This window comes from Enterobacter sp. FW301-JW81 (assembly GCF_058788735.1).
This window is the reverse complement of sequence record NZ_JBYTBA010000007.1, coordinates 1-22,024: the sequence shown is the minus strand read 5'-3', so window position 1 is coordinate 22,024 and position 22,024 is coordinate 1. Positions and strand designations below refer to the sequence as shown.

Sequence of the window (22,024 nt, the reverse complement as noted above, 5' to 3'; positions counted from 1 at the left end):
TGAATGCAGAAAAACGCGGAGAAATTCATGAGTAGTAAAGAACAGAAAACGCCTGAGGGGCAAGCCCCTGAAGAAATTATCACGGAACAGCACGATGAAGTTGAGGCTGTAGAGCCAGACGCATCTGCTGAGCAGGTGGACCCGCGCGATGAAAAAATTGCGAATCTGGAAGCTCAACTGGTAGAAGCACAGAATCGCGAACGTGACGGTGTTCTGCGTATTAAGGCGGAAATGGAAAACCTGCGTCGTCGCACCGAGCAGGACGTTGAGAAGGCGCATAAATTTGCGCTGGAGAAATTCGTCAACGAACTGCTGCCGGTGATTGATAGCCTCGATCGCGCGCTGGAAGTGGCTGACAAAGCGAATCCGGACAACGCGGCAATGATCGAAGGTATCGAACTGACGCTCAAATCCATGCTCGACGTGGTGCGTAAGTTTGGCGTGGAAGTGATTGCTGATACCAACGTTCCGCTGGATCCCAACGTTCACCAGGCGATTGCAATGGTGGAGTCAGAAGACGTTGAAGCCGGCAAAGTGTTGGGCGTTATGCAGAAAGGTTACACCCTGAACGGCCGTACCATTCGCGCTGCGATGGTGACCGTGGCGAAAGCGAAAGCGTAATTTGCCTTTCGTAGTGCCGGGTGGCGGCGTTCGCCTCACCCGGCCTACAGCCTTACTCAGCGATACTTTCGCGCAGTGGTTTCACGGGCAGGACTTTGACCTGCTTAATCATATTGTCCTGCACGTCCAGGATATCAATATCGTACTGCTCAATACGCACTCGCGTGCCCGCCGCCGGGATCTCTTCCAGCGCTTCCAGAATCATCCCGTTAATCGTGCGAGCTTCATCTTCCGGCAAATGCCAGTTAAACGCTTTGTTGAGTTCACGAATGTTCGCGCTTCCGTCAATCAGCACCGAACCGTCATTTTGCGGGGTGACCTCTTCCGCGAGGGAAGGAGACATTGAGGTGGTAAAGTCCCCGACAATCTCTTCCAGAATATCTTCGACCGTCACCAGGCCCTGAATATCGCCATACTCGTTAACCACCAGGCCGACTTTCTTCTTGTTGCGCTGGAATTTCACCAGTTGCGTGCTGAGCGGGGTTCCTTCTGGCACGTAGTAAATCTCGTCGGCGGCGCGCAGCATCACCTCTTTGGTGAACTCTTTTTTCTCGGTCATCAGACGGTACGCTTCGCGCACGCGCAGCATGCTAATGGCGTCATCCAGCGAGTCGCGGTACAGCACAATGCGCCCGTGCGGGGAGTGCGTTAGCTGGCGGACGATGGCTTTCCAGTCGTCATTGATGTCGATACCCACGATTTCGTTACGCGGCACCATGATGTCGTTCACGCTTACCTTTTCCAGATCCAGCACCGACAGGAGCATGTCCTGATTACGTCGGGAGATCTGGGAGCGGGATTCGTTCACGATGGTGCGAAGCTCGTCTTTGCTGAGCGCGCTGCTGATGGTGACGTCGGCTTTGATTCCCACCATCCGCATCAGCAGGCGCGTCACCATGTTCAGCAGCCAGACCAGCGGCATCATCAGGATCTGCAGCGGCGCCAGCAGGAAGCTGCTCGGGTAGGCGACCTTCTCAGGGTAAAGCGCAGCGATGGTTTTCGGCAGCACTTCGGCAAACACCAGCACTACGAACGTCAGCACGCCGGTGGCAATTGCGACCCCGGCGTTGCCGTACAGGCGCATCCCGACGATGGTACCGAGGGCAGAGGCCAGTATGTTGACGAGGTTGTTGCCGATGAGCACCAGGCTTATCAGGCGATCCGGCTTGCGGAGCAGTTTTTCGACGCGACGTGCGGCACGGTTGCCCTGTTTAGCACGATGACGTAACCGGTAGCGGTTTAAGGTCATCATGCCGGTTTCCGAGCCGGAGAAATAGGCGGAGATGACCACCATGACGATCAGCGTAACGATCAGCGTGGTGGTAGAGATGTGTTCCAGGGGGAACTCCTTTGTTTCTTAGCCAGCAAATTGCTGTATGAAGCGGCTGCCAAAATAGGCAAGGGTGAGAATGCCCGCACCCGCGACGTTGAACCAGACCACGCGGCGACCGCGCCAGCCTTCATGATAGTGGCCCCACAACAGGACAATATAGACAAACCACGCGATGATAGAGAGCACCGCTTTATCGATATTCTCCACGCTGAACAGGTTCTTCATGTAAAACAGGCCGGTGCAGAGCGTGAGCGTCAGCAGCACCACGCCCACCTGGGTGATGTGGAACATCTTACGCTCAATGACCATCAGCGGCGGCATCTCATGGTTAAACGCCAGCTTTTTGTTTTTCAGCTGGTAGTCAATCCAGGCGAGCTGCATGGCGTAAAGGGCGGCGATGATCAGCGTCGCATAGGCAAAGAGCGACAGGCCGATATGCACCAGCATCCCCGGGGTGGCCTCCAGATGCGTAATAAACTCATTGGGCATAAAGGTGGCTAAGGCCAGATTGATCAGCGCGAAGGCGTACACAATCGGCAGCAGCAGCCAGCCGCGATTTTTAGAGGCCACGATGGTCATCACCGTGCAGATCATCAGGCTGACCAGCGAGCCGACGTTGAGGACGCTCAGGTTTTGCACGCTGCCGTCGCCGGGGATGATGCGTGATTCCAGCGCAAACGCGTGGCTAATCAGGGCGATCACCGCAGAAAGAATAGCCATGCGCCGCCAGCCGCTGTTTTTTTGCAGCAGTCCGGGAACGATCAGCGCGAGGCTGACAGAGTAGGCAACAAGGGCGATCAGTGCGAAAACAGGCATATAGGCATCGACAGTTGTCTTAATAAGAAAGAGAAGCAGTATAACGTTACGTGACGCCTGCTCCAACCGTTGCATAACAACAAAGGCGCCTTCATGTTATACTCCGGCAAAATTCTGTGTATGTGTCGCCCATGGCGGCCCAACGTTTCTACTCAGGCGAGAGACAATGTTTGATAATTTAACCGATCGTTTGTCGCGCACGCTGCGCAACATCAGCGGCCGCGGACGCCTTACTGAAGAGAACATCAAGGAAACGCTGCGCGAAGTGCGCATGGCGCTGCTGGAAGCAGACGTGGCGTTGCCGGTTGTTCGTGATTTTATCAACCGCGTAAAAGAGAAGGCGGTTGGTCATGAAGTTAACAAGAGTCTGACCCCGGGTCAGGAGTTCGTCAAAATCGTTCGTAACGAACTGGTTTCGGCGATGGGCGAAGAGAACCAGGTGCTTAACCTGGCGGCTCAGCCTCCGGCCGTGGTACTGATGGCGGGCCTGCAGGGTGCGGGTAAAACAACCAGCGTCGGTAAGCTGGGTAAATTCCTGCGTGAAAAGCACAAGAAGAAAGTGCTGGTGGTGTCTGCGGACGTCTATCGCCCGGCGGCGATCAAACAGCTGGAAACCCTGGCAGAACAGGTTGGCGTGGATTTCTTCCCGTCAGACGTGGCCCAGAAACCTGTCGACATCGTTAACGCGGCGCTGAAAGAGGCGAAGCTGAAGTTCTACGACGTGCTGCTGGTGGATACCGCTGGTCGTCTGCACGTTGACGAAGCGATGATGGACGAGATCAAGCAGGTGCATGCTTCTATCAACCCGGTAGAGACCCTCTTTGTTGTTGACGCCATGACCGGTCAGGATGCGGCGAATACCGCGAAAGCGTTTAACGAAGCGCTGCCATTAACCGGCGTGGTGCTGACCAAAGTGGACGGTGACGCCCGCGGCGGTGCTGCGCTCTCCATTCGTCACATCACCGGTAAGCCGATCAAATTCCTCGGCGTGGGCGAGAAAACTGAAGCGCTGGAGCCGTTCCATCCGGATCGTATTGCTTCCCGTATCCTCGGCATGGGCGACGTGCTGTCGCTGATCGAAGATATCGAGAGCAAGGTGGACCGCGCGCAGGCCGAGAAGCTGGCCAGCAAGCTGAAAAAAGGTGACGGTTTCGATCTCACCGACTTCCTTGAGCAGCTGCGCCAGATGAAAAACATGGGCGGCATGGCAAGCCTGATGGGCAAACTGCCGGGCATGGGCCAGATCCCTGACAACGTGAAAGCGCAGATGGATGACAAGGTGCTGGTGCGTATGGAGGCGATCATCAACTCGATGACCCTCAAAGAGCGCGCTAACCCGGACATCATCAAAGGCTCCCGTAAACGTCGTATCGCAGCCGGTTGCGGCATGCAGGTGCAGGACGTTAACCGCCTTCTGAAACAGTTCGACGACATGCAGCGCATGATGAAGAAAATGAAGAAAGGCGGCATGGCGAAGATGATGCGCGGCATGAAAGGCATGATGCCGCCAGGATTCCCTGGCAGATAAATCGTGTTTCATGCTCAGTATCAAGATGCTGATTGCATTTTCCCCAAAAATCAGTAAAATTTTCGGGCTTTTAATATGACACCCGGGCTCCGTTCCTCGATGGGGCCCGGTTGTTTTATTCACACAAGAGGATGTTATGGTTACTATTCGTTTAGCTCGTCACGGCGCTAAAAAGCGTCCGTTCTACCAGGTTGTTGTGACTGACAGCCGTAATGCACGCAACGGTCGCTTCATCGAGCGCGTTGGTTTCTTCAACCCACTGGCCGCTGGCGCAGAAGAAGAAACTCGTCTGGATCTGGATCGTATCGCTCACTGGGTTGGCCAGGGCGCTACTGTTTCCGATCGCGTTGCTACGCTGATCAAAGCAGCAAACAAAGCAGCTTAATCTGTCACGGTGGTCATGATGAGCAATAAAGCACCTGTTGAACCGATCGTATTGGGAAAAATGGGTTCTTGCTACGGTATCCGTGGTTGGCTCAGAGTGTTTTCCTCCACTGAAGACGCTGATAGCATTTTTAATTACCAGCCCTGGTTTATCCAGAAAGGCGGTAAGTGGGAAGAGGTCGAGCTGGAAAGCTGGCGTCACCATAATCAGGACATCATCATCAAGCTGAAAGGCGTTGACGATCGTGATGCCGCGAATGCGCTGACTAATTGTGAAATTGTCGTGGATTCGTCGCAGTTGCCACAGCTGGAAGAGGGTGACTACTACTGGAAAGACCTTATGGGTTGCCAGGTAGTGACCACTGAAGGCTACAGCCTGGGGAAAGTCATCGACATGATGGAAACCGGGTCAAATGACGTTCTCGTCATTAAGGCAAACCTGAAAGATGCATTTGGCATCAAGGAGCGGTTGGTTCCGTTCCTCGATGGACAGGTTATCAAGAAAGTCGATCTCGCTACTCAAACCATTGAAGTAGATTGGGATCCTGGTTTTTAAATTCTCCGGATAAACGGTAAAAGACGGCGCTATGTGGATTGGCATAATTAGCCTGTTTCCTGAAATGTTCCGCGCGATTACCGATTACGGGGTAACTGGCCGGGCAGTAAAGAATGGCCTGCTGAGCATCCAGAGCTGGAGTCCTCGTGACTTCACGCATGACCGGCACCGTACCGTGGACGATCGTCCTTACGGCGGCGGACCGGGGATGTTAATGATGGTGCAACCCTTACGGGACGCCATTCACACAGCAAAAGCCGCGGCAGGTGAAGGCGCAAAGGTGATTTATCTGTCACCTCAGGGACGCAAGCTTGATCAAGCGGGCGTGAGCGAACTGGCGACGAATCAAAAGCTGATTCTGGTCTGTGGTCGCTACGAAGGGATAGATGAGCGCGTAATTCAAACCGAGATTGACGAAGAATGGTCTATCGGCGATTACGTTCTCAGCGGTGGTGAGTTACCAGCAATGACGCTGATTGACTCCGTCGCCCGGTTCATTCCGGGTGTTCTGGGCCATGAAGCTTCGGCAACGGAAGATTCCTTTGCCGACGGGTTGCTGGACTGCCCACACTATACTCGTCCTGAAGTGTTAGAAGGGGTGGAAGTACCGGCAGTATTACTGTCTGGAAACCATGCCGAGATACGTCGCTGGCGTTTGAAGCAGTCGCTGGGCCGAACCTGGCTTAGAAGACCTGAACTTCTGGAAAACCTGGCTCTGACTGAAGAGCAAGCAAAGTTGCTGGCCGAGTTCAAAACTGAACACGCGCAACAGCAGCATGAACATGATGGGAATGCGTAATACGCTCCCGAATATCAGTTTACCCAGGATAAGAGATTAAATTATGAGCAACATTATTAAGCAACTTGAACAAGAGCAGATGAAGCAGGACGTACCTTCCTTCCGTCCAGGTGACACCGTGGAAGTGAAAGTATGGGTTGTTGAAGGTTCCAAAAAACGTCTGCAGGCATTCGAGGGCGTGGTTATCGCTATTCGTAACCGCGGTCTGCACTCTGCATTCACTGTTCGTAAAATTTCCAACGGCGAAGGCGTTGAGCGTGTCTTCCAGACTCACTCTCCGGTAGTTGACAGCATTGCTGTTAAACGTCGTGGTGCTGTACGTAAAGCTAAACTGTACTACCTGCGTGAGCGTACTGGTAAGTCTGCTCGTATTAAAGAGCGTCTGAACTAAGATTCGCTTAAGCGACATCCTGTTAGAAAGGGCTGGCCGAAAGGCTGGCCCTTTTTTTATCCCATCGCACCTCTCGCGTTAACTCTTTCGTCATAAATCATTTACAATGCTTGCCTCTTGAGGGGAGGGGAAGTGGATAACGTACTGCACCAGCATAACTGGAAACGCGCAGCGGCCTTGACCGCGCTGTTTGCGATCCTGCTGATCGTAGTGGCGCCGCTTATCTCCGTCTCGCTGCAGAAAGATCCCATGAGCGCCATGCCGGGCATGCACCATGACATGAGCATGATGTCGATGGATGAGCATCAGGGTGATATGCCCCACACGATGCCCGTCGACCATGCGGAAGCGTGCGGCTACTGCGTGCTGTTAGCGCACGTCCCTGGCATGATGCTGGCGCTGATCGTCCTGCTCAGCGTGGTGCTGCAGAGGCTTCGCGTTAAGTCGCCGCGCCAGGCGGTCAGCCACTGGCACTTTTTCCCCTGGCTTTACCCTGATACCCGCGCGCCGCCGCGGCAGTCTGCTTTTTCCCTTTAAAAAATATCGATAACTTTTTGCCTTAAAAAGGAAAAGTATGACTACCTGCACTCCGCGCGCGGCATGGGGAAACCTGCTGCGTCGCCTCCATTTCTATATTGGGCTGTTTGTCGGCCCGTTTATCTTCTTCGCCGCGCTGACCGGAACGCTGTATGTGGCGACCCCGCAGCTGGAGAATGCGCTCTACCGGCATGCGCTCCACGCGGACTCCGTGGGCGAGCCGAATCCTCTGGCGGAGCAAATTGCCGTGGCGGAAAAAGCCGTTGGACCAGATTTGCGTTTGCACGCCGTTCGTCCGGGGCTGGTTGAAGGCGAAACCACCCGCGTTATGTTTGCTGACCCGGCGCTAGGGCCATCGGAGAGCCGGGCTATCTTTGTGGATCCGGTAAGCCTGTCGGTGCTGGGGGATATGACGGTGTACGGCACCAGCGGGATTTTACCGCTGCGTCAGACCATTGATTACCTGCATACGTCCCTGATGCTGGGCGACGTTGGTCGTCTCTATAGCGAACTGGCTGCCTCGTGGATGTGGGTTGCCGCGCTGGGGGGAATTGCTCTGTGGTTTTATACCCGACCAAAACGGCGGATCAACAATCGCTTCCAGAACCGGCGTCGCGTGCACGTGGCGCTGGGCTGGACTCTGCTGGGCGGAATGCTGTTGTTCTCAGCAACCGGGCTGACCTGGTCGCAGTGGGCTGGCGGGAACGTTGACAGGCTGCGGGCTGAGATGAACTGGCTAACCCCGCAGGTGAACACGACGCTTTCCGGCCAACATGAGAGCGTGGATGAACATGCCGAACACCGTGGCCATCACGGTGGAATGATGATGCCGGAAATGGCGATGGATCTGACGCAGTTTGATGGGGTGTTAAGCGCTGCGCGTAAAGCGGGAATTGATGCCAGCAAGCTGGAGATGCGCCCGGCGACAACGGCGGATCGCGCCTGGACCGTGACGGAAATCGATCGCAGCTGGCCGACTCAGGTGGATGCGGTTGCGGTCGATCCCACGACGATGCAGGTCCTGGACAGAACCCGGTTCGAGGATTTCCCGCTAATGGCAAAACTGACCCGCTGGGGCGTGGATTTCCATATGGGGATCTTATTCGGGCTGGTGAATCAGCTTCTGCTCGTGGCCTTCGGCCTTGCCCTGTGCGTGCTCATTATCTGGGGCTACCGGATGTGGTGGATGCGTCGGCCGGCACAATCGGCAGTGAATCCGGTGCAGACGCTTTGCCAGAGCTGGCTTGCGCTGTCGGGATGGGGAAGAGGCGTGACGGCGATGGTTAGCCTGCTGCTGGGGCTGGCCTTGCCCGTTATGGGCGTGAGTCTGGCGCTGTTTGTGATGGTGGACTGGCTGCGCTGGCGAGCGGCAACAGGAGTGGCGCTCGCCGAAAGATCCGCTAAATAACCCTATGGCGTGCTGATAACCACTGCGACGCGGCGGTTTTCAGCGCGCCCTTGCGGGGAACCGTTGCTCGCAACCGGGTATTTTTGACCTAATCCCCGCGTGGTGAGATTGCTGCGCGGGATATTCGCTCCCTTCGCCCAGGCGTCGGCTACGGCATTGGCGCGTTTTAACGACAGCGCTTCGTTGTAGCTGGCTTCACCATAATTATCCGTGTGACCGTCCATTCGCGCGTGGTTCAGGCCGGTTTCCGCGAGGCGAGAGGCCATGGATTGAATCTGCGTTTCACTTTCCGGGCGCAGTCTGGCGTCATTTTTATCAAAGAGGATGGTATCCGACATACCAAGCGACCAGTCACCGTTCAGTTCGTTAAAACCGTAAGACTTCATCGCCGCAATTTGCTCTGGAGTGAATTTGCCTTCAGGCGGAGACTGACAGCCTGCCAGAACCAGTGAGGCCAGTACTAACGGCGCGAAGTATCGTTTTAACATAGTGTATCCTTTCTAACTTATTGTTTTCGTACGCTGGTTTTTAACCTGGTACATATTGCGGTCGGCCCTCTCCAGTAATGCTTCCACGGAAGCATTTTCCCACGCCAGAGCAAAGCCAATGCTGAGTGACATTGATGCTTTTTGTCCGTTATGAAGATCAAACGGGCGGATAAACTGCTGCGAAAGCGCAGCACAAATGTGTTGAACCTCAAGCTCAGAGTGTACGCCGTAGAGCACCATGGCAAATTCATCACCGCCAAGGCGATAGGACTGATGACGTTTGTCGCCAAACTCCATCATCCTGCTGGCCACTTCAATCAGTACGCAGTCACCTGCCGCGTGTCCCCAGGTGTCATTGATAAACTTAAAGTTATCACCGTCGAGGAAGAGAAGGGCCGAGTTTGTTTTGGCAGAAGGGTCGTTCATTAAGGCCGCAATGCTGTTACGAAATGCAGCGCGGTTGGCAAGACCGGTGAGCGGGTCGTGCATGGCGGTACGCAACAGCTGGGCGTTTTTCGCCTGGAGTTTCAACTGCCACTCTTCCATCTCATCCAGAAGGCTGTTGAAGTCTTCACCAAACTGGTGAAATTCTTCGATACGGCCGTCTTTCACCCGGCGGGAGAAGTTGCGGTTAGTGCGTACGTCATGCACGACATCGGTAATGTTTTGCAGAGCCGTTACCATGCCGCGATGTAAAGACTGGGTAATGGTGAGCGCGACGACGGTCGCAAAAAGAATGCAGCCGGTAAGCACGGCAAACGACATCCAGATGAAATGACTGATGAGACTGTCGCGTGCGGTAAGGCGGATTTCGCCGATCATCGTGCCGTTATGCATGATGGGCTGCGCAATAGGTACGGGGAAAAGCCAGCGGCTGACCAGCGCGCCCAGCGTGTCGTTGTTATCCTCCGGGTTCCAGGACCAGTAGGCAAACCGCTTCTTATGGGCGTTGATAACCTCAGCCACGGCAAACTGGCCCTGTTTGCCCAAGGCTGCAAGCGTTTCGTTGGCTGCCAGCGAATCGTTGAAAACCAGCGAGGCTTCCAGGCTGTGGCTCATTGTTGCGCCGGTTAATTCAAGATTCTTTTGCGCATATTGTTTTAACGTCACGACGGAGGCAAAACAGAGCAATAGCCATATTAACGTCATGGTTATGATGACGCTTATCATACTGTTTCGCCTCAACGTTCTTTTAAACGTCGGACGTGACGTTGAAATGAAATCTTTATCCATGCTGCTTATTCCGTGCAAGCATTAATACATCCGGATTGACTCTTACGCCACTGCGCGTCAATGCATCCAGGTTAACGGAGAACCGTACCTGGCCGCGATCGATTATCAGGCAAAAGGCACTGCCAATTGCACATTCCGGATTTTGCTCTGAGATTAATAGCAATGCTTTGCCCTGATATTGGCTTATTAATTCAAGTTGTTTTGCCGGTGATTCAGAACCGAAATATATCGCATCGCACGTCGCGGCCAGGGCTTCCCGATCGTTACGTACAATAACGGGAGTATAAGGTAACTCGCTATGTCCTTCGTCGCTGATGAGGGCGTGCGTATAGTGAGAAGTGGCATAGACGCAGAGTTTAGGCTGCCCGGAAAGCGACGGCCATCGCGTATAGCTCACAATGCCTGAGACAATCGAGCGTACCGATTTATCCGTTTCCGTGAGCGTGCCAGCCGTCGCTGGGCCCACCATAAGAAACAGCATTAGTACCAGAGTGAGTCGGAACAAAGAGATCAAGAATAAATTTCTCACCAGAATCCGCCACATCGCTCCGGAAATAGATGTCCTTAAGAGTTGTGGGCAGAATACCATTGTTTATCAGAGCCGTCATTATGTCAGAAATAGCATCAGGTCGACCTAAGCTAAATCCTACAGTTGCTTATTTTCCGGGGGATAAAAACAGACTTAATTTAGTCTGCTGGAACGCATACTTTCATCCATTCCTTCTTGCCATGACGCATGCAGTTTTGCTGCATTTTCAGCAGTATCGCAACTGGCAGGAAAAGATTTTCCCGCTAACCCCCAGGCGTGAATAAATCCTTCTTCGCAGACTTTTTTCTGACCATCGGCGTAGCCTCGAAGATATTCACTACGATCAACGTGTGGGTCGTTAAAACTATCGGACAGAGTCTGGTTATCTTTAACCGGCAGGCCGTTCATGGCGTCTTCTTTACCTGCGTCAAACCAGGAGGGACTGGTCCAGTCGGGCTGGAAGGTATAAGGATTGATCTGGCAGCCCGATAAAAACAGCGACAACAGCGCGAGAGCAATTGGACGCATAGCCATTCTCCTTTTTTCTTCAGCATAGCCTGGCTAAAGAAAACGTGTATGTAATTTAAAGTTTACGTTTTTATCGCCTGTTTTTTGCAATAAATTGGCTTATGTAAACTAATGTGTACGTATTTTGGATTGAAATGTTTACTTTTTATGGTATCGTGGTGTCACCTCTTTGAGGAAAACAACTATCGCAAACGAGCTTTACAGGATCGCCATCATGCAAAAAGACGCGCTGAACAACGTACATATCACTGACGAACAGGTTTTAATCACTCCGGACCAGCTGAAAGCGGAATTTCCGCTGAGCGTCGCGCAGGAAGCTCAGATCGAGCATTCGCGCCAGACCATTTCTGACATTATCGCCGGCCGCGATCCGCGTCTGCTGGTGGTATGTGGTCCTTGCTCGATTCACGATCCTGAAACCGCCATTGAGTATGCTCGTCGATTTAAAGCATTAGCGGAGGAGGTCAGCGATAGCCTCTATCTGGTGATGCGCGTCTATTTTGAGAAGCCACGTACGACCGTTGGCTGGAAAGGGTTGATTAACGATCCGCACATGGATGGCTCGTTTGATGTGGAAGCAGGGCTGAAGATTGCGCGTCGACTGCTGGTGGAACTGGTCAGCATGGGGCTGCCGCTGGCAACCGAAGCGCTGGACCCGAACAGTCCGCAATACCTGGGCGATCTGTTCAGCTGGTCCGCAATTGGCGCGCGTACCACGGAATCACAAACCCACCGCGAGATGGCGTCGGGCCTGTCGATGCCGGTTGGCTTTAAAAACGGTACCGATGGCAGCCTGGCGACAGCGATCAACGCCATGCGCGCTGCCGCCATGCCGCACCGCTTTGTCGGTATTAACCAGGCAGGCCAGGTGTGTCTCCTGCAAACGCAGGGCAACCCGGACGGTCATGTGATTCTGCGCGGCGGTAAAGCTCCCAACTACAGCCCGGCGGACGTAGCCCAGTGCGAAAAAGAGATGGAGCAGGCGGGACTGCGCCCGGCACTGATGGTAGATTGCAGTCATGGTAATTCGAATAAAGATTACCGTCGCCAGCCTGCGGTTGCGGAATCCGTGGTCGCTCAGATCAAAGATGGCAACCGTTCGATTATCGGTCTGATGATTGAGAGCAATATTCATGAAGGCAATCAATCATCTGAACAACCGCGCAGCGCAATGAAGCATGGCGTATCCGTGACGGATGCCTGCATCAGTTGGGAAACCACCGATGCCCTGCTGCGTGAGATCCATAAAGATTTAAACGGCCAGCTGGCGACGCGTCTGGCTTAAGAGGTTAGTTATGGTTGCTGAATTGACCGCGTTACGCGATCAAATTGATGAAGTAGATAAGGCGCTGCTGGACCTGCTGGCGCGCCGCATGGCACTGGTTGCCGAAGTCGGTGAGGTGAAAAGCAAATATGGCCTGCCGATTTACGTCCCGGAGCGCGAAGCTTCAATGCTGGCCTCCCGTCGTAAAGAGGCACAGGCGCTGGGGGTTTCGCCGGATTTGATTGAAGATGTCCTGCGTCGCGTAATGCGGGAATCCTATTCCAGCGAAAACGACAAGGGCTTCAAAACCCTTTGTCCGTCCCTGCGTCCGGTGGTGATTGTCGGCGGGGCAGGGCAGATGGGACGTCTGTTTGAAAAAATGCTGACGCTTTCTGGCTATCAGGTACGCATTCTGGAAAAAGAATACTGGGCGCAGGCACCGGAACTGATGAAAGATGCAGGGATGGTTATCGTTAGCGTGCCGATCCACGTGACGGAGCAGATCATCGGGAAGCTTCCTCCTTTACCGAAAGATTGCATCCTGGTTGACCTGGCCTCCGTTAAAAATGGTCCGCTACAGGCGATGCTGGCGGCGCATACCGGTCCGGTGCTGGGTCTGCACCCGATGTTTGGCCCGGACAGCGGCAGCCTGGCAAAACAGGTGGTGGTTTACTGTGACGGCCGTCAGCCGGAAGCCTATCAGTGGTTCCTGGAACAGATTCAGGTCTGGGGCGCGCGGCTGCACCGCATCAGCGCGGTCGAGCACGATCAGAACATGGCCTTCATTCAGGCGCTGCGCCACTTCGCGACGTTTGCCTACGGTCTGCATCTGGCGGAAGAGAACGTGCAGCTTGAACAGCTGCTGGCGCTCTCTTCACCTATTTATCGTCTGGAGCTGGCGATGGTCGGGCGTCTGTTTGCGCAGGATCCGCAGCTGTACGCGGATATTATCATGTCGTCCGAAAACAACCTGGCGCTCATCAAGCGCTACTATCAGCGGTTTGGTGAAGCCATTACGCTGCTGGAGCACGGAGACAAGCAGGCGTTTATCGACAGCTTCCGCAAGGTCGAACACTGGTTTGGCGATTACGCGCAGCGTTTCCAGAGTGAGAGCCGCACGCTGTTGCGCCAGGCAAATGACAGTCGCCAGTAATGCGATGATGTATATACTAAAAGCCAGCATCGCTGGCTTTTTTCATTTTGGGGAACTGTCATGGCTGAACTGCAGCTGCTGTTAAATTACACCGGGCATCTGCCTGAATGCCCGACGTGGAGCGCAGAAGAGCGCGCACTCTACTGGGCCGATATCCTGGAAGGGGAAATCCACCGATACCATCTGCCGACGGCGGAACACACCGTGCTCTCTTTCCATGAGGAGGTAGGCTGTTTCGCGCTGCGCGAGCGCGGCGGGTTTATCGTCGCCATGCGCAGCGGCATCTGGCTTGCCGATAAGCATGGCCTCCTGCAGCGCAAGGTGTGTGATAACCCCTCTAACCCGCAGCTGGCGCGTTTTAACGATGGGGGAACCGACAGTCAGGGGCGCTTCTATGCCGGGACCTTCTGGGGGCCGGGGGATTACAACGGCGCGCTGCTGATGCGTATCGATAACGATCTGACGCCGAAAGTGATCCAGTGCGATATTCACGGGCACAATGGCTTAGCGTTTAGCCCGGATAACCAGTGGATGTTTACCTCCGACACGCCAAACGGCGTGATTTACCGTACCCCGCTTGATGAGCAGGGTGAGCCGGGCAGGCGCGAGGTGTTTCGTCAGTTTAAAGAGGGCGAGGGGATACCGGACGGCGCGGCAATGGATGTGGAGGGCTGCTACTGGAGCGCGCTGTTTGACGGCTGGCGTATCGCGCGTTTTTCTCCAGAAGGGGAACAGCTGGAAGAGTATGAAATGCCGGTACGTTGCCCGACGATGGTCTGTTTTGGCGGCGATGATATGAAAACGCTGTTCATTACGACGACGCGGGAAAATATGGATGCGGAGGAGGTGGCGAAGTATCCGCTCTCCGGCGCCATCTTCACCCTGCCCGTGAGCGTGGCAGGGGTGAAGAAAAGCCGCTTTATCGAACGTTAGCTCGGATCGACCGGCACGACGTTTTCGCTCGGATAGCAGCCCAGCACTTTCATGGAGCGGGTGATTTCGCCCAGCTCGCGCAGGGCTTTCTGCATGGAAGCAGACTCCAGGTTGGCCTGGATATCGAGATAAAACATCTCTTCCCATGGATTACCGTGGATCGGACGTGATTCCAGCCTGGTCATGATCAGGTTGTGGTTACGCAGCACCAGCAGGGCTTCAACCAGCGCGCCGGCCTGCTGCCCGGTCGCCATCAGCAGCGTGGTTTTGGCCGGTACCTGGTCTGAAACGTTGATGGCCTTGCGGGCCAGCACCACGAAGCGGGTAATATTTTGCGTCTGGTTTGCCAGGTTGCGCTCCAGCACCTGTAAACCATACAGCGCGCCGCCCGCTTCGCTGCCGAGCGCAGCAACGGTTGGGGAGTTAGCCTGCGCCACTTTTTCCATCGCCGCCGAGGTGCTTTCGGTGTACTCAATTTTCCAGTTCGGATAGCGGTTCAGGAACTGGCTGCACTGCTGGAACGGCTGTGGATGACTGTAAACCGTTTCGATCTTGCTCAGGTCCGTTGAGCCGGAGACCAGCACGCAGTGATCGATAGGGATCGTCAGCTCACCAACCAGCGAAAGAGTGGTGTGCTGCAGCAAATCGTAGACGTCGTTGATGGCGCCGGAGCTGGTGTTTTCAATCGGCACCACGGCGTAATCCGCCTGGCCGGTCTCGACCTGGTTGAAAATATCGGCGAATTTTGCACAGCCGCTCTCAATAAATTCTTCGAAATGGCGTGCGGCATACTGACGTGCGGCCAGGTGAGAATAAGAGCCCTTTGGCCCAAGGAAAGCGACACGTGCAGAGTGTGGATTGGTTTTGTTCAGATGCTGCTGGAGCAGCGCTTGCTGGGTCAGAACGGAGTCTTCAATGATGAGCTGGAACAACCGGGTGATGTAGTGGGCATCGAGGTGATGCGCTTTACCGAGCTGAATGAGACGTTCCAGCAGATCGCGCTCGCGGTCAATATCACGGACCGGGCGATGGGAGTCCAGCTTGGCTTTGCCCACTTCAACGGCAAGGGCTCGGCGTTCGGCCAGCAGCGCCAGCAGCTTCTCGTCCAGCGCGCTGATTTTTACTCGCAGATCCAGTAACGGGTTTTCCGGTGTCATAGTGTTGCCTGTCTCATTTTATCGTTATCAATAAAAAAGGCCCCCCGGTGTGGGAGGCCTTGTTGTTCGTCTTCGCATTCTTTATCACACGACGAAACGCCTCCCGTTCAGGGGAAGGTAAAAAAGAATGCGAAGAAGAACGGCGTAAGTTTCATAAAGTCATCCTGTGATTGATACCGTTAAAGTACCCGTACTGTTTTCACCCTGTCAATAAAAAACAAAAAACGCGCCCGAAGGCGCGTTGGCGGTACACTCAATTTAAAGGATTACTCTTCTTCAACTTCTTCCGCGAAGCTGGCGTCTTTCACCGATGTTGTGGCGCGACGGGCTTCACCTTTGTGTTGCACTTTATTGAGCTGCCGTTCCAGCTTGTTGATCAAATCGTTAATTGCGGTGTACATATCCTCATGTTTTGCGCTGGCGACCAGATGGCCGTTTGGAGTATTGATAGTTGCGTCAGCGATGAAACCCTGCGGCTCCTTGGACAGGATGATATGTGGATTAATCAAATGAGTTTGCCATTTATCCAGTTTGGCGAGACGGTCTGCGACGTGCTGGCGAATTGCCGGAGTAATTTCCATTTGTTTACTGGTAATGTTCATTGTCATAAATTTTACCTCTTGTCTTTCCGTCTTGGTGATTCCAGCATACCCGACCTAATGTCAAAATGTGTGATTTAGATCACGTTATTTTGTCGGTTTTTGTCAGGGAATCTTTTTTGTGAGGCAGGGCAGGAAGAGGTGAGATTTACCTTGTGGAAGGCAAAAATTGGGGCCATAGTTGACTGGATGTGTTGGGGCTAACGCGCTTTAGCGACGCTCGGAAACGAATAAAAAAACGGCAGCCTTCGGGCTGCCGTTTTACATTGAGGCAATATCAGGTGTTGCTGCTGTTGGCGGCGATGATTTTCGCCACTTTATCAGCCTGAGCAGTCATCTGCATCTGACGGTAGGCATTTTCCATCAGCTTCAGGCCGTCGCGCGTTGCCTGGGTGTCCGGATAGTCACGCAGCATACCCTCTACGCGGTTAACCACGGCAACCCATGCACCACGGCGGGTATAGTATTCCGCCACGGAGTATTCATATTTCGCCAGACGGTCTTTCAGGAACACCAGACGTTTGGTCGCGTCGGTCACGTACTGACTGTTCGGATAGCCGCGCACCAGTTTGGAGAAGTCATTGAAGGCATCACGCGCGTGCTGCGGATCACGGTCGGAACGATCCACGCCGAAGAAGCCCTGCAGAGCACTGTCGTCCAGCGCCATGTTGGTGAGGCCGCGCATGTACATCACATAGTCGATGTTAGGATGAGTCGGGTTCAGACGCATGAAACGATCGATGGTTGCCTGAGCCAGCGGCAGATCGGCATTTTTATAGTATGCGTAGATAAGATCTAACTGTACCTGCTGCGAATACGGACCAAATGGATAGCGATTATCCAACGCTTCCAGTTGCGTTATCGCCTGTTTCCAGTTACCGTCCTGCAACTTTTGTTGTGCAGTCGCATAGATTTCATTCGGCGGATTGTCAGGGACCTGTTCATTTGAACCGGAGCAGCCCACCAAAGCCAGGCTCAACGTGGCCGCTGCCACCAGATATTTCATGCGCGTCATGACGTTTTGACTTTCCTCAAATGTTTGTCCGGGAGAAACTCTGTTCCTGCTCCCGATTAAGACCAGCTACAATAGCACACTATATTAAACGGCAAAGCCGTAAAACCCAACGTTAAACGAAGAAGCAGTTTATGGCACAACGAGTAGAACTCACCGCAACAGTCTCCGAAAATCAGCTCGGTCAACGCTTAGATCAGGCTTTGGCCGAATTGTTCCCTGATTATTCGCGTTCACGCATAAAAGAATGGATCCTTGACCAGCGCGTGCTGGTAAACGGCAAGATCTGGGACAAACCAAAAGAGAAAGTGTTAGGTGGGGAAGCTGTCGCCATCAATGCTGAAATCGAAGAGGAAATCCGCTTCGAGCCGCAGGATATCCCACTGGAAATCGTCTATGAAGATGATGACATTCTGGTGATCAACAAGCCGCGCGACCTGGTTGTTCATCCGGGGGCGGGGAACCCTGACGGTACGGTACTTAACGCACTTCTCCATTATTATCCACCTATCGCGGATGTCCCGCGCGCGGGCATCGTGCACCGTCTGGATAAAGACACCACCGGTCTGATGGTGGTCGCGAAGACCGTTCCCGCCCAGACCCGTCTGGTGGAATCGCTGCAGCTGCGCGAAATTACCCGTGAGTATGAAGCGGTAGCCATTGGCCATATGACCTCTGGCGGTACGGTGGAAGAGCCAATCAGCCGTCACCCAACCAAACGTACCCATATGTCGGTGCATCCGATGGGTAAACCGGCGGTGACGCACTATCGCATTATGGAGCACTTCCGCATTCATACGCGTCTGCGCCTGCGTCTGGAAACCGGGCGTACTCACCAGATTCGTGTGCATATGGCTCACATTACCCATCCGCTGGTGGGGGATCAGGTCTACGGTGGTCGTCCACGTCCGCCTAAAGGCGCATCGGATGAGTTCATCAGCGTTTTGCGTAAATTCGATCGTCAGGCACTGCACGCGACTATGCTGCGCCTTTACCACCCGATCACCGGTATTCAGATGGAGTGGCACGCGCCTATCCCGCAGGATATGGTGGACCTTATTGAGGCGATGCGTGCTGATTTCGAAGAACATAAGGATCAAGTGGACTGGTTATGACCAAACTGATTGTCCCGGAGTGGCCATTGCCCGAAGGCGTGGCTGCCTGTAGTTCAACCCGTATTGGCGGCGTGAGCCAGGGGGCGTGGGAGTCTTTGAATCTCGGCGCACACTGTGGCGACAACCTGGAGCACGTTGAAGAGAACCGCAGGCGTCTGTTTGCTGCGGGGAACTTGCCGTCGAAGCCGGTCTGGCTGGAACAGGTTCACGGTAACACGGTGCTGAAGTTGACGGGGGAACCCTACGCTTCTAAACGCGCCGATGCCTCCTACAGTAATACTCCGGGAACGGTTTGTGCCGTAATGACCGCCGATTGTCTGCCGGTTCTGTTTTGTAACCGTTCAGGTACCGAGGTTGCAGCAGCCCATGCGGGCTGGCGTGGTCTATGTGAAGGCGTGCTGGAAGAGACGGTCGCCTGCTTTAACGACGAGCCCGCCAATATCATGGCCTGGCTTGGCCCGGCAATTGGTCCTCGTGCTTTTGAAGTGGGCCCAGAGGTTCGCGACGCCTTTATGGAAAAAGATCCGCAAGCCGTGGAAGCCTTCCTGCCTTCCGGGGATAAATATCTGGCCGATATCTACCAGCTCGCTCGCCAGCGCCTGAATAACGTGGGCGTAACGCAGATCTCCGGTGGCGATCGCTGTACCTTCACCGAAAAGGGTGATTTTTTCTCCTATCGCCGCGACAAGACGACGGGTCGTATGGCAAGTTTTATTTGGCTGATATAACCTAAAGAATCAAGACGATCCGGCACGTGCCGTTTTCTTTTCACATAATTCAGGTCATTAACCTTGAATAATTGAGGGATGACCTCATTTAATCTCCAGTAGCAAATTTGACCTGTTATGGGAGGAGTTATGCGTCTGGATCGTCTTACTAATAAATTCCAGCTTGCTCTCGCCGATGCCCAGTCCCTCGCACTGGGGCACGACAACCAATTTATCGAACCTCTTCATTTAATGAGCGCCTTGCTGAATCAGGAAGGGGGATCGGTACGTCCTTTATTAACGTCCGCTGGCATTAATGCTGGCCAGTTACGCACCGCTATCGATCAGGCGCTGAGCCGTTTACCGCAGGTCGAAGGGACCGGCGGCGACGTTCAGCCGTCGCAGGATCTGGTGCGGGTGCTGAACCTTTGCGACAAGCTGGCGCAAAAACGTGGGGACAACTTTATTTCGTCAGAGCTGTTTGTTCTGGCGGCGCTTGAATCACGCGGTACCTTGACCGACCTGCTGAAATCTGCCGGTGCAACCACCGCCAATGTGACTCAGGCGATTGAGAAAATGCGCGGAGGTGAAAGCGTGAACGATCAGGGAGCCGAAGACCAACGTCAGGCTTTGAAGAAATTTACGGTCGATCTGACCGAACGAGCTGAACAGGGCAAACTTGACCCGGTGATCGGCCGTGACGAAGAGATTCGTCGTACTATTCAGGTACTGCAACGTCGTACTAAGAACAACCCGGTACTGATTGGTGAGCCGGGTGTCGGTAAAACCGCCATTGTTGAAGGCCTGGCGCAGCGTATCGTGAACGGTGAAGTGCCGGAAGGTCTGAAAGGACGCCGCGTACTGGCGCTGGATATGGGCGCGCTGGTGGCCGGTGCGAAATACCGCGGGGAGTTCGAAGAGCGTCTGAAAGGCGTGCTTAACGACCTGGCGAAGCAGGAAGGCAACGTCATTCTGTTCATCGACGAACTGCACACCATGGTCGGTGCCGGTAAAGCGGACGGCGCGATGGACGCCGGGAACATGCTGAAACCTGCGCTGGCGCGAGGTGAGCTTCACTGCGTTGGTGCCACTACGCTGGACGAGTACCGTCAGTACATTGAGAAAGATGCTGCGCTGGAACGCCGTTTCCAGAAAGTGTTTGTTGCTGAGCCAAGCGTTGAAGACACCATCGCAATTTTGCGTGGCCTGAAAGAGCGCTATGAACTGCACCACCATGTGCAGATCACTGACCCGGCCATCGTTGCGGCCGCGACGCTTTCGCATCGTTATATCGCGGACCGTCAGCTGCCAGATAAAGCCATCGACCTGATTGATGAGGCGGCATCGAGCATTCGTATGCAGATTGACTCGAAGCCGGAAGAACTGGACAGGCTCGACCGACGTATTATTCAGCTCAAGCTGGAACAGCAGGCGCTGAAGAAAGAGTCTGATGAAGCCAGTAAGAAACGGCTGGATATGCTCAATGAAGAACTGGACGATAAAGAGCGCCAGTATTCTGAGTTAGAAGAAGAGTGGAAAGCCGAGAAAGCATCCCTTTCTGGCACTCAGACCATTAAGGCCGAACTTGAACAGGCAAAAATTGCCATTGAGCAGGCTCGACGCGTGGGCGATCTGGCGCGAATGTCAGAGCTGCAGTACGGCAAAATACCTGAGCTGGAAAAACAGCTTGAGATTGCGACGCAATCGGAAGGTAAAACGATGCGTCTGTTACGTAATAAAGTGACGGATGCCGAAATCGCTGAAGTGCTTGCCCGCTGGACCGGTATTCCCGTGGCGCGCATGCTGGAAGGCGAGCGTGAAAAACTGCTGCGCATGGAGCAGGATCTCCACAATCGCGTAATTGGTCAGAACGAAGCGGTTGAGGCCGTATCCAACGCCATTCGTCGTAGCCGCGCGGGGTTGTCCGATCCGAATCGCCCGATTGGTTCGTTCCTGTTCCTGGGGCCGACCGGTGTTGGTAAAACCGAGCTGTGCAAAGCGCTGGCTAACTTTATGTTCGACAGCGACGATGCGATGGTGCGTATCGACATGTCGGAGTTTATGGAGAAACACTCCGTCTCGCGTCTGGTCGGTGCGCCTCCGGGATACGTCGGTTATGAGGAAGGGGGTTATCTGACTGAAGCGGTGCGCCGTCGTCCTTATTCCGTCATCCTGCTGGATGAGGTGGAAAAAGCGCATCCGGATGTGTTCAACATTCTGCTTCAGGTTCTGGATGATGGCCGCCTGACCGACGGGCAGGGGAGAACGGTCGACTTCCGTAATACGGTTGTCATTATGACCTCGAACCTGGGTTCCGATTTGATTCAGGAACGTTTCGGCGAACTAGACTATAGCCATATGAAGGATCTGGTGCTCGGTGTGGTCAGCCAAAACTTCCGTCCGGAGTTCATCAACCGTATTGATGAAGTGGTGGTCTTCCATCCTCTGGGTGAGAAACACATTGCGTCGATTGCGCAGATCCAGCTGCAGCGTCTGTATAAACGTCTGGAAGAGCGTGGATATGAAATTCACATCTCCGACGATGCGCTGAAGCTGCTGAGCGAGAATGGTTACGACCCGGTGTACGGGGCGCGTCCATTAAAACGCGCTATCCAGCAGCAGATCGAAAACCCGCTGGCGCAGCAGATCCTCTCCGGAGAGTTGATTCCAGGCAAAGTTATCCGTCTGGAAGCCAACGACGATCGCATTGTGGCAGTGCAGTAAGTCACAAAACGCAAAAACGAGCCGCTTGCGGCTCGTTTTTGTTTAAAAACCAGGCGAAAATTGAGGTCTGGAGTAAGGTTTGCCTGGAAAGTGAGCAGTCAGTAAATAATTTTCACTTTACCCTTGCAGGTTCGGAATAACTCCCTATAATGCGCCTCCACTGACACGGAACAACGGCACACACGCCGCCGGGTCAGCAGAGAAAAGCG

General features: G+C 54.1%; 24 protein-coding genes and 1 other annotated feature. Of the genes, 14 read left to right on the top strand and 10 right to left on the bottom strand.

The features are described 5' to 3' along the window. Window positions 1-27: 27 nt before the first annotated feature. The gene (gene grpE, locus AC3WOK_RS19785; RefSeq protein ID WP_063428938.1) at window positions 28-621 is read left to right on the top strand and encodes a nucleotide exchange factor GrpE; all 594 of its coding nucleotides are present in this window, start codon (window positions 28-30) and stop codon (window positions 619-621) included. A gap of 52 nt (window positions 622-673) precedes the next feature. On the opposite strand, the gene AC3WOK_RS19780 is transcribed toward grpE, so the two are convergent. Continuing rightward, entirely contained in the window at window positions 674-1,960 is a 1,287-nt protein-coding gene (locus AC3WOK_RS19780; RefSeq protein WP_047348141.1) for an HlyC/CorC family transporter, read from the bottom strand. An 18-nt stretch (window positions 1,961-1,978) separates the two neighbouring features. Next, entirely contained in the window at window positions 1,979-2,770 is a 792-nt protein-coding gene (locus tag AC3WOK_RS19775; protein ID WP_047348200.1) for a cytochrome C assembly family protein, read from the bottom strand. Window positions 2,771-2,936: 166 nt separating this feature from the next. Here AC3WOK_RS19775 and ffh point away from each other — a divergent pair, with 166 nt between their 5' ends. The 7 genes from ffh (at window position 2,937) to AC3WOK_RS19740 (ending at window position 8,373) form a co-directional block, all read left to right on the top strand. Beyond that, entirely contained in the window at window positions 2,937-4,298 is a 1,362-nt protein-coding gene (ffh, locus tag AC3WOK_RS19770) for a signal recognition particle protein (protein WP_014884878.1), read from the top strand. A 136-nt stretch (window positions 4,299-4,434) separates the two neighbouring features. Continuing rightward, complete coding sequence (rpsP, locus tag AC3WOK_RS19765; RefSeq protein ID WP_003863133.1) at window positions 4,435-4,683, top strand: 30S ribosomal protein S16; 249 nt, start codon at window positions 4,435-4,437, stop codon at window positions 4,681-4,683. A 15-nt stretch (window positions 4,684-4,698) separates the two neighbouring features. Then, the gene (gene rimM / locus AC3WOK_RS19760) at window positions 4,699-5,238 is read left to right on the top strand and encodes a ribosome maturation factor RimM (RefSeq protein ID WP_047348142.1); all 540 of its coding nucleotides are present in this window, start codon (window positions 4,699-4,701) and stop codon (window positions 5,236-5,238) included. A 31-nt stretch (window positions 5,239-5,269) separates the two neighbouring features. Further along, window positions 5,270-6,037: a tRNA (guanosine(37)-N1)-methyltransferase TrmD gene (gene trmD, locus AC3WOK_RS19755; protein ID WP_492354999.1), complete on the top strand. Its 768-nt coding sequence runs from the start codon at window positions 5,270-5,272 to the stop codon at window positions 6,035-6,037. 43 nt (window positions 6,038-6,080) lie between these two features. Continuing rightward, complete coding sequence (gene rplS, locus AC3WOK_RS19750; protein ID WP_002914145.1) at window positions 6,081-6,428, top strand: 50S ribosomal protein L19; 348 nt, start codon at window positions 6,081-6,083, stop codon at window positions 6,426-6,428. Between the two features lie 132 nt (window positions 6,429-6,560). Further along, window positions 6,561-6,965 carry a DUF2946 domain-containing protein gene (locus AC3WOK_RS19745; protein WP_063956755.1) on the top strand — a complete coding sequence of 135 codons (405 nt, stop codon included), beginning with the start codon at window positions 6,561-6,563 and terminating at the stop codon, window positions 6,963-6,965. Window positions 6,966-7,002: 37 nt separating this feature from the next. Further along, the gene (locus AC3WOK_RS19740; protein WP_492354998.1) at window positions 7,003-8,373 is read left to right on the top strand and encodes a PepSY-associated TM helix domain-containing protein; all 1,371 of its coding nucleotides are present in this window, start codon (window positions 7,003-7,005) and stop codon (window positions 8,371-8,373) included. A gap of 2 nt (window positions 8,374-8,375) precedes the next feature. Here the strand turns inward: AC3WOK_RS19740 and AC3WOK_RS19735 are convergent, their stop codons facing one another. The 4 genes from AC3WOK_RS19735 to AC3WOK_RS19720 all read right to left on the bottom strand — a co-directional run bounded on the left by AC3WOK_RS19735 (window position 8,376) and on the right by AC3WOK_RS19720 (window position 11,151). Beyond that, window positions 8,376-8,861 carry an OmpA family protein gene (locus AC3WOK_RS19735; protein WP_492354997.1) on the bottom strand — a complete coding sequence of 162 codons (486 nt, stop codon included), beginning with the start codon at window positions 8,859-8,861 and terminating at the stop codon, window positions 8,376-8,378. 12 nt (window positions 8,862-8,873) lie between these two features. Further along, window positions 8,874-10,094: a diguanylate cyclase DgcN/YfiN gene (gene dgcN, locus AC3WOK_RS19730; protein WP_059312516.1), complete on the bottom strand. Its 1,221-nt coding sequence runs from the start codon at window positions 10,092-10,094 to the stop codon at window positions 8,874-8,876. Next, window positions 10,087-10,638, bottom strand: coding sequence for a regulatory sequestration protein YfiR (gene yfiR / locus AC3WOK_RS19725; protein WP_252000828.1), 552 nt, complete (start codon window positions 10,636-10,638; stop codon window positions 10,087-10,089). Before yfiR ends, dgcN begins: the two co-directional genes overlap by 8 nt. 138 nt (window positions 10,639-10,776) lie before the next feature. Then, window positions 10,777-11,151 carry a DUF2799 domain-containing protein gene (locus tag AC3WOK_RS19720; RefSeq protein ID WP_059312518.1) on the bottom strand — a complete coding sequence of 125 codons (375 nt, stop codon included), beginning with the start codon at window positions 11,149-11,151 and terminating at the stop codon, window positions 10,777-10,779. A gap of 214 nt (window positions 11,152-11,365) precedes the next feature. On the opposite strand from AC3WOK_RS19720, the gene aroF reads away from it, so the two are divergent. The 3 genes from aroF to AC3WOK_RS19705 are packed head-to-tail and all read left to right on the top strand — an operon-like array spanning window position 11,366 to window position 14,501. Next, window positions 11,366-12,436, top strand: coding sequence for a 3-deoxy-7-phosphoheptulonate synthase AroF (aroF, locus tag AC3WOK_RS19715; protein WP_014832942.1), 1,071 nt, complete (start codon window positions 11,366-11,368; stop codon window positions 12,434-12,436). A gap of 10 nt (window positions 12,437-12,446) precedes the next feature. Beyond that, on the top strand, window positions 12,447-13,568 hold the full coding sequence (gene tyrA, locus AC3WOK_RS19710; RefSeq protein WP_492354996.1) for a bifunctional chorismate mutase/prephenate dehydrogenase: 1,122 nt from the start codon (window positions 12,447-12,449) through the stop codon (window positions 13,566-13,568). 60 nt (window positions 13,569-13,628) lie between these two features. After that, a complete protein-coding gene (locus tag AC3WOK_RS19705) occupies window positions 13,629-14,501 on the top strand; it encodes an SMP-30/gluconolactonase/LRE family protein (protein WP_492354995.1) in 873 nt (290 codons plus the stop codon). Here the strand turns inward: AC3WOK_RS19705 and pheA are convergent. The 4 genes from pheA to bamD all read right to left on the bottom strand — a co-directional run bounded on the left by pheA (window position 14,498) and on the right by bamD (window position 17,272). Next, window positions 14,498-15,658, bottom strand: a complete 1,161-nt coding sequence (pheA, locus tag AC3WOK_RS19700) for a bifunctional chorismate mutase/prephenate dehydratase (protein WP_059312521.1) — start codon at window positions 15,656-15,658, stop codon at window positions 14,498-14,500. The two genes, AC3WOK_RS19705 and pheA, sit on opposite strands and share 4 nt — an antisense overlap. Before the next feature lie 30 nt (window positions 15,659-15,688). Further along, window positions 15,689-15,814 (bottom strand) — a sequence feature (Phe leader region). After that, window positions 15,766-15,813, bottom strand: coding sequence for a pheA operon leader peptide PheL (pheL, locus tag AC3WOK_RS19695; RefSeq protein WP_100249759.1), 48 nt, complete (start codon window positions 15,811-15,813; stop codon window positions 15,766-15,768). It overlaps the preceding feature by 48 nt. A 110-nt stretch (window positions 15,815-15,924) precedes the next feature. Beyond that, complete coding sequence (gene raiA / locus AC3WOK_RS19690; RefSeq protein ID WP_008502470.1) at window positions 15,925-16,266, bottom strand: ribosome-associated translation inhibitor RaiA; 342 nt, start codon at window positions 16,264-16,266, stop codon at window positions 15,925-15,927. 268 nt (window positions 16,267-16,534) lie between these two features. Further along, a complete protein-coding gene (bamD, locus tag AC3WOK_RS19685; RefSeq protein WP_013098339.1) occupies window positions 16,535-17,272 on the bottom strand; it encodes an outer membrane protein assembly factor BamD in 738 nt (245 codons plus the stop codon). A 131-nt stretch (window positions 17,273-17,403) separates the two neighbouring features. Here bamD and rluD point away from each other — a divergent pair, with 131 nt between their 5' ends. The 3 genes from rluD to clpB all read left to right on the top strand — a co-directional run bounded on the left by rluD (window position 17,404) and on the right by clpB (window position 21,815). After that, on the top strand, window positions 17,404-18,384 hold the full coding sequence (gene rluD / locus AC3WOK_RS19680; RefSeq protein ID WP_063956747.1) for a 23S rRNA pseudouridine(1911/1915/1917) synthase RluD: 981 nt from the start codon (window positions 17,404-17,406) through the stop codon (window positions 18,382-18,384). Continuing rightward, window positions 18,381-19,112, top strand: coding sequence for a purine nucleoside phosphorylase YfiH (yfiH, locus tag AC3WOK_RS19675; protein WP_447856086.1), 732 nt, complete (start codon window positions 18,381-18,383; stop codon window positions 19,110-19,112). Before rluD ends, yfiH begins: the two co-directional genes overlap by 4 nt. 129 nt (window positions 19,113-19,241) lie before the next feature. Then, window positions 19,242-21,815: an ATP-dependent chaperone ClpB gene (gene clpB, locus AC3WOK_RS19670; RefSeq protein WP_059312524.1), complete on the top strand. Its 2,574-nt coding sequence runs from the start codon at window positions 19,242-19,244 to the stop codon at window positions 21,813-21,815. Window positions 21,816-22,024 lie beyond the last annotated feature (209 nt).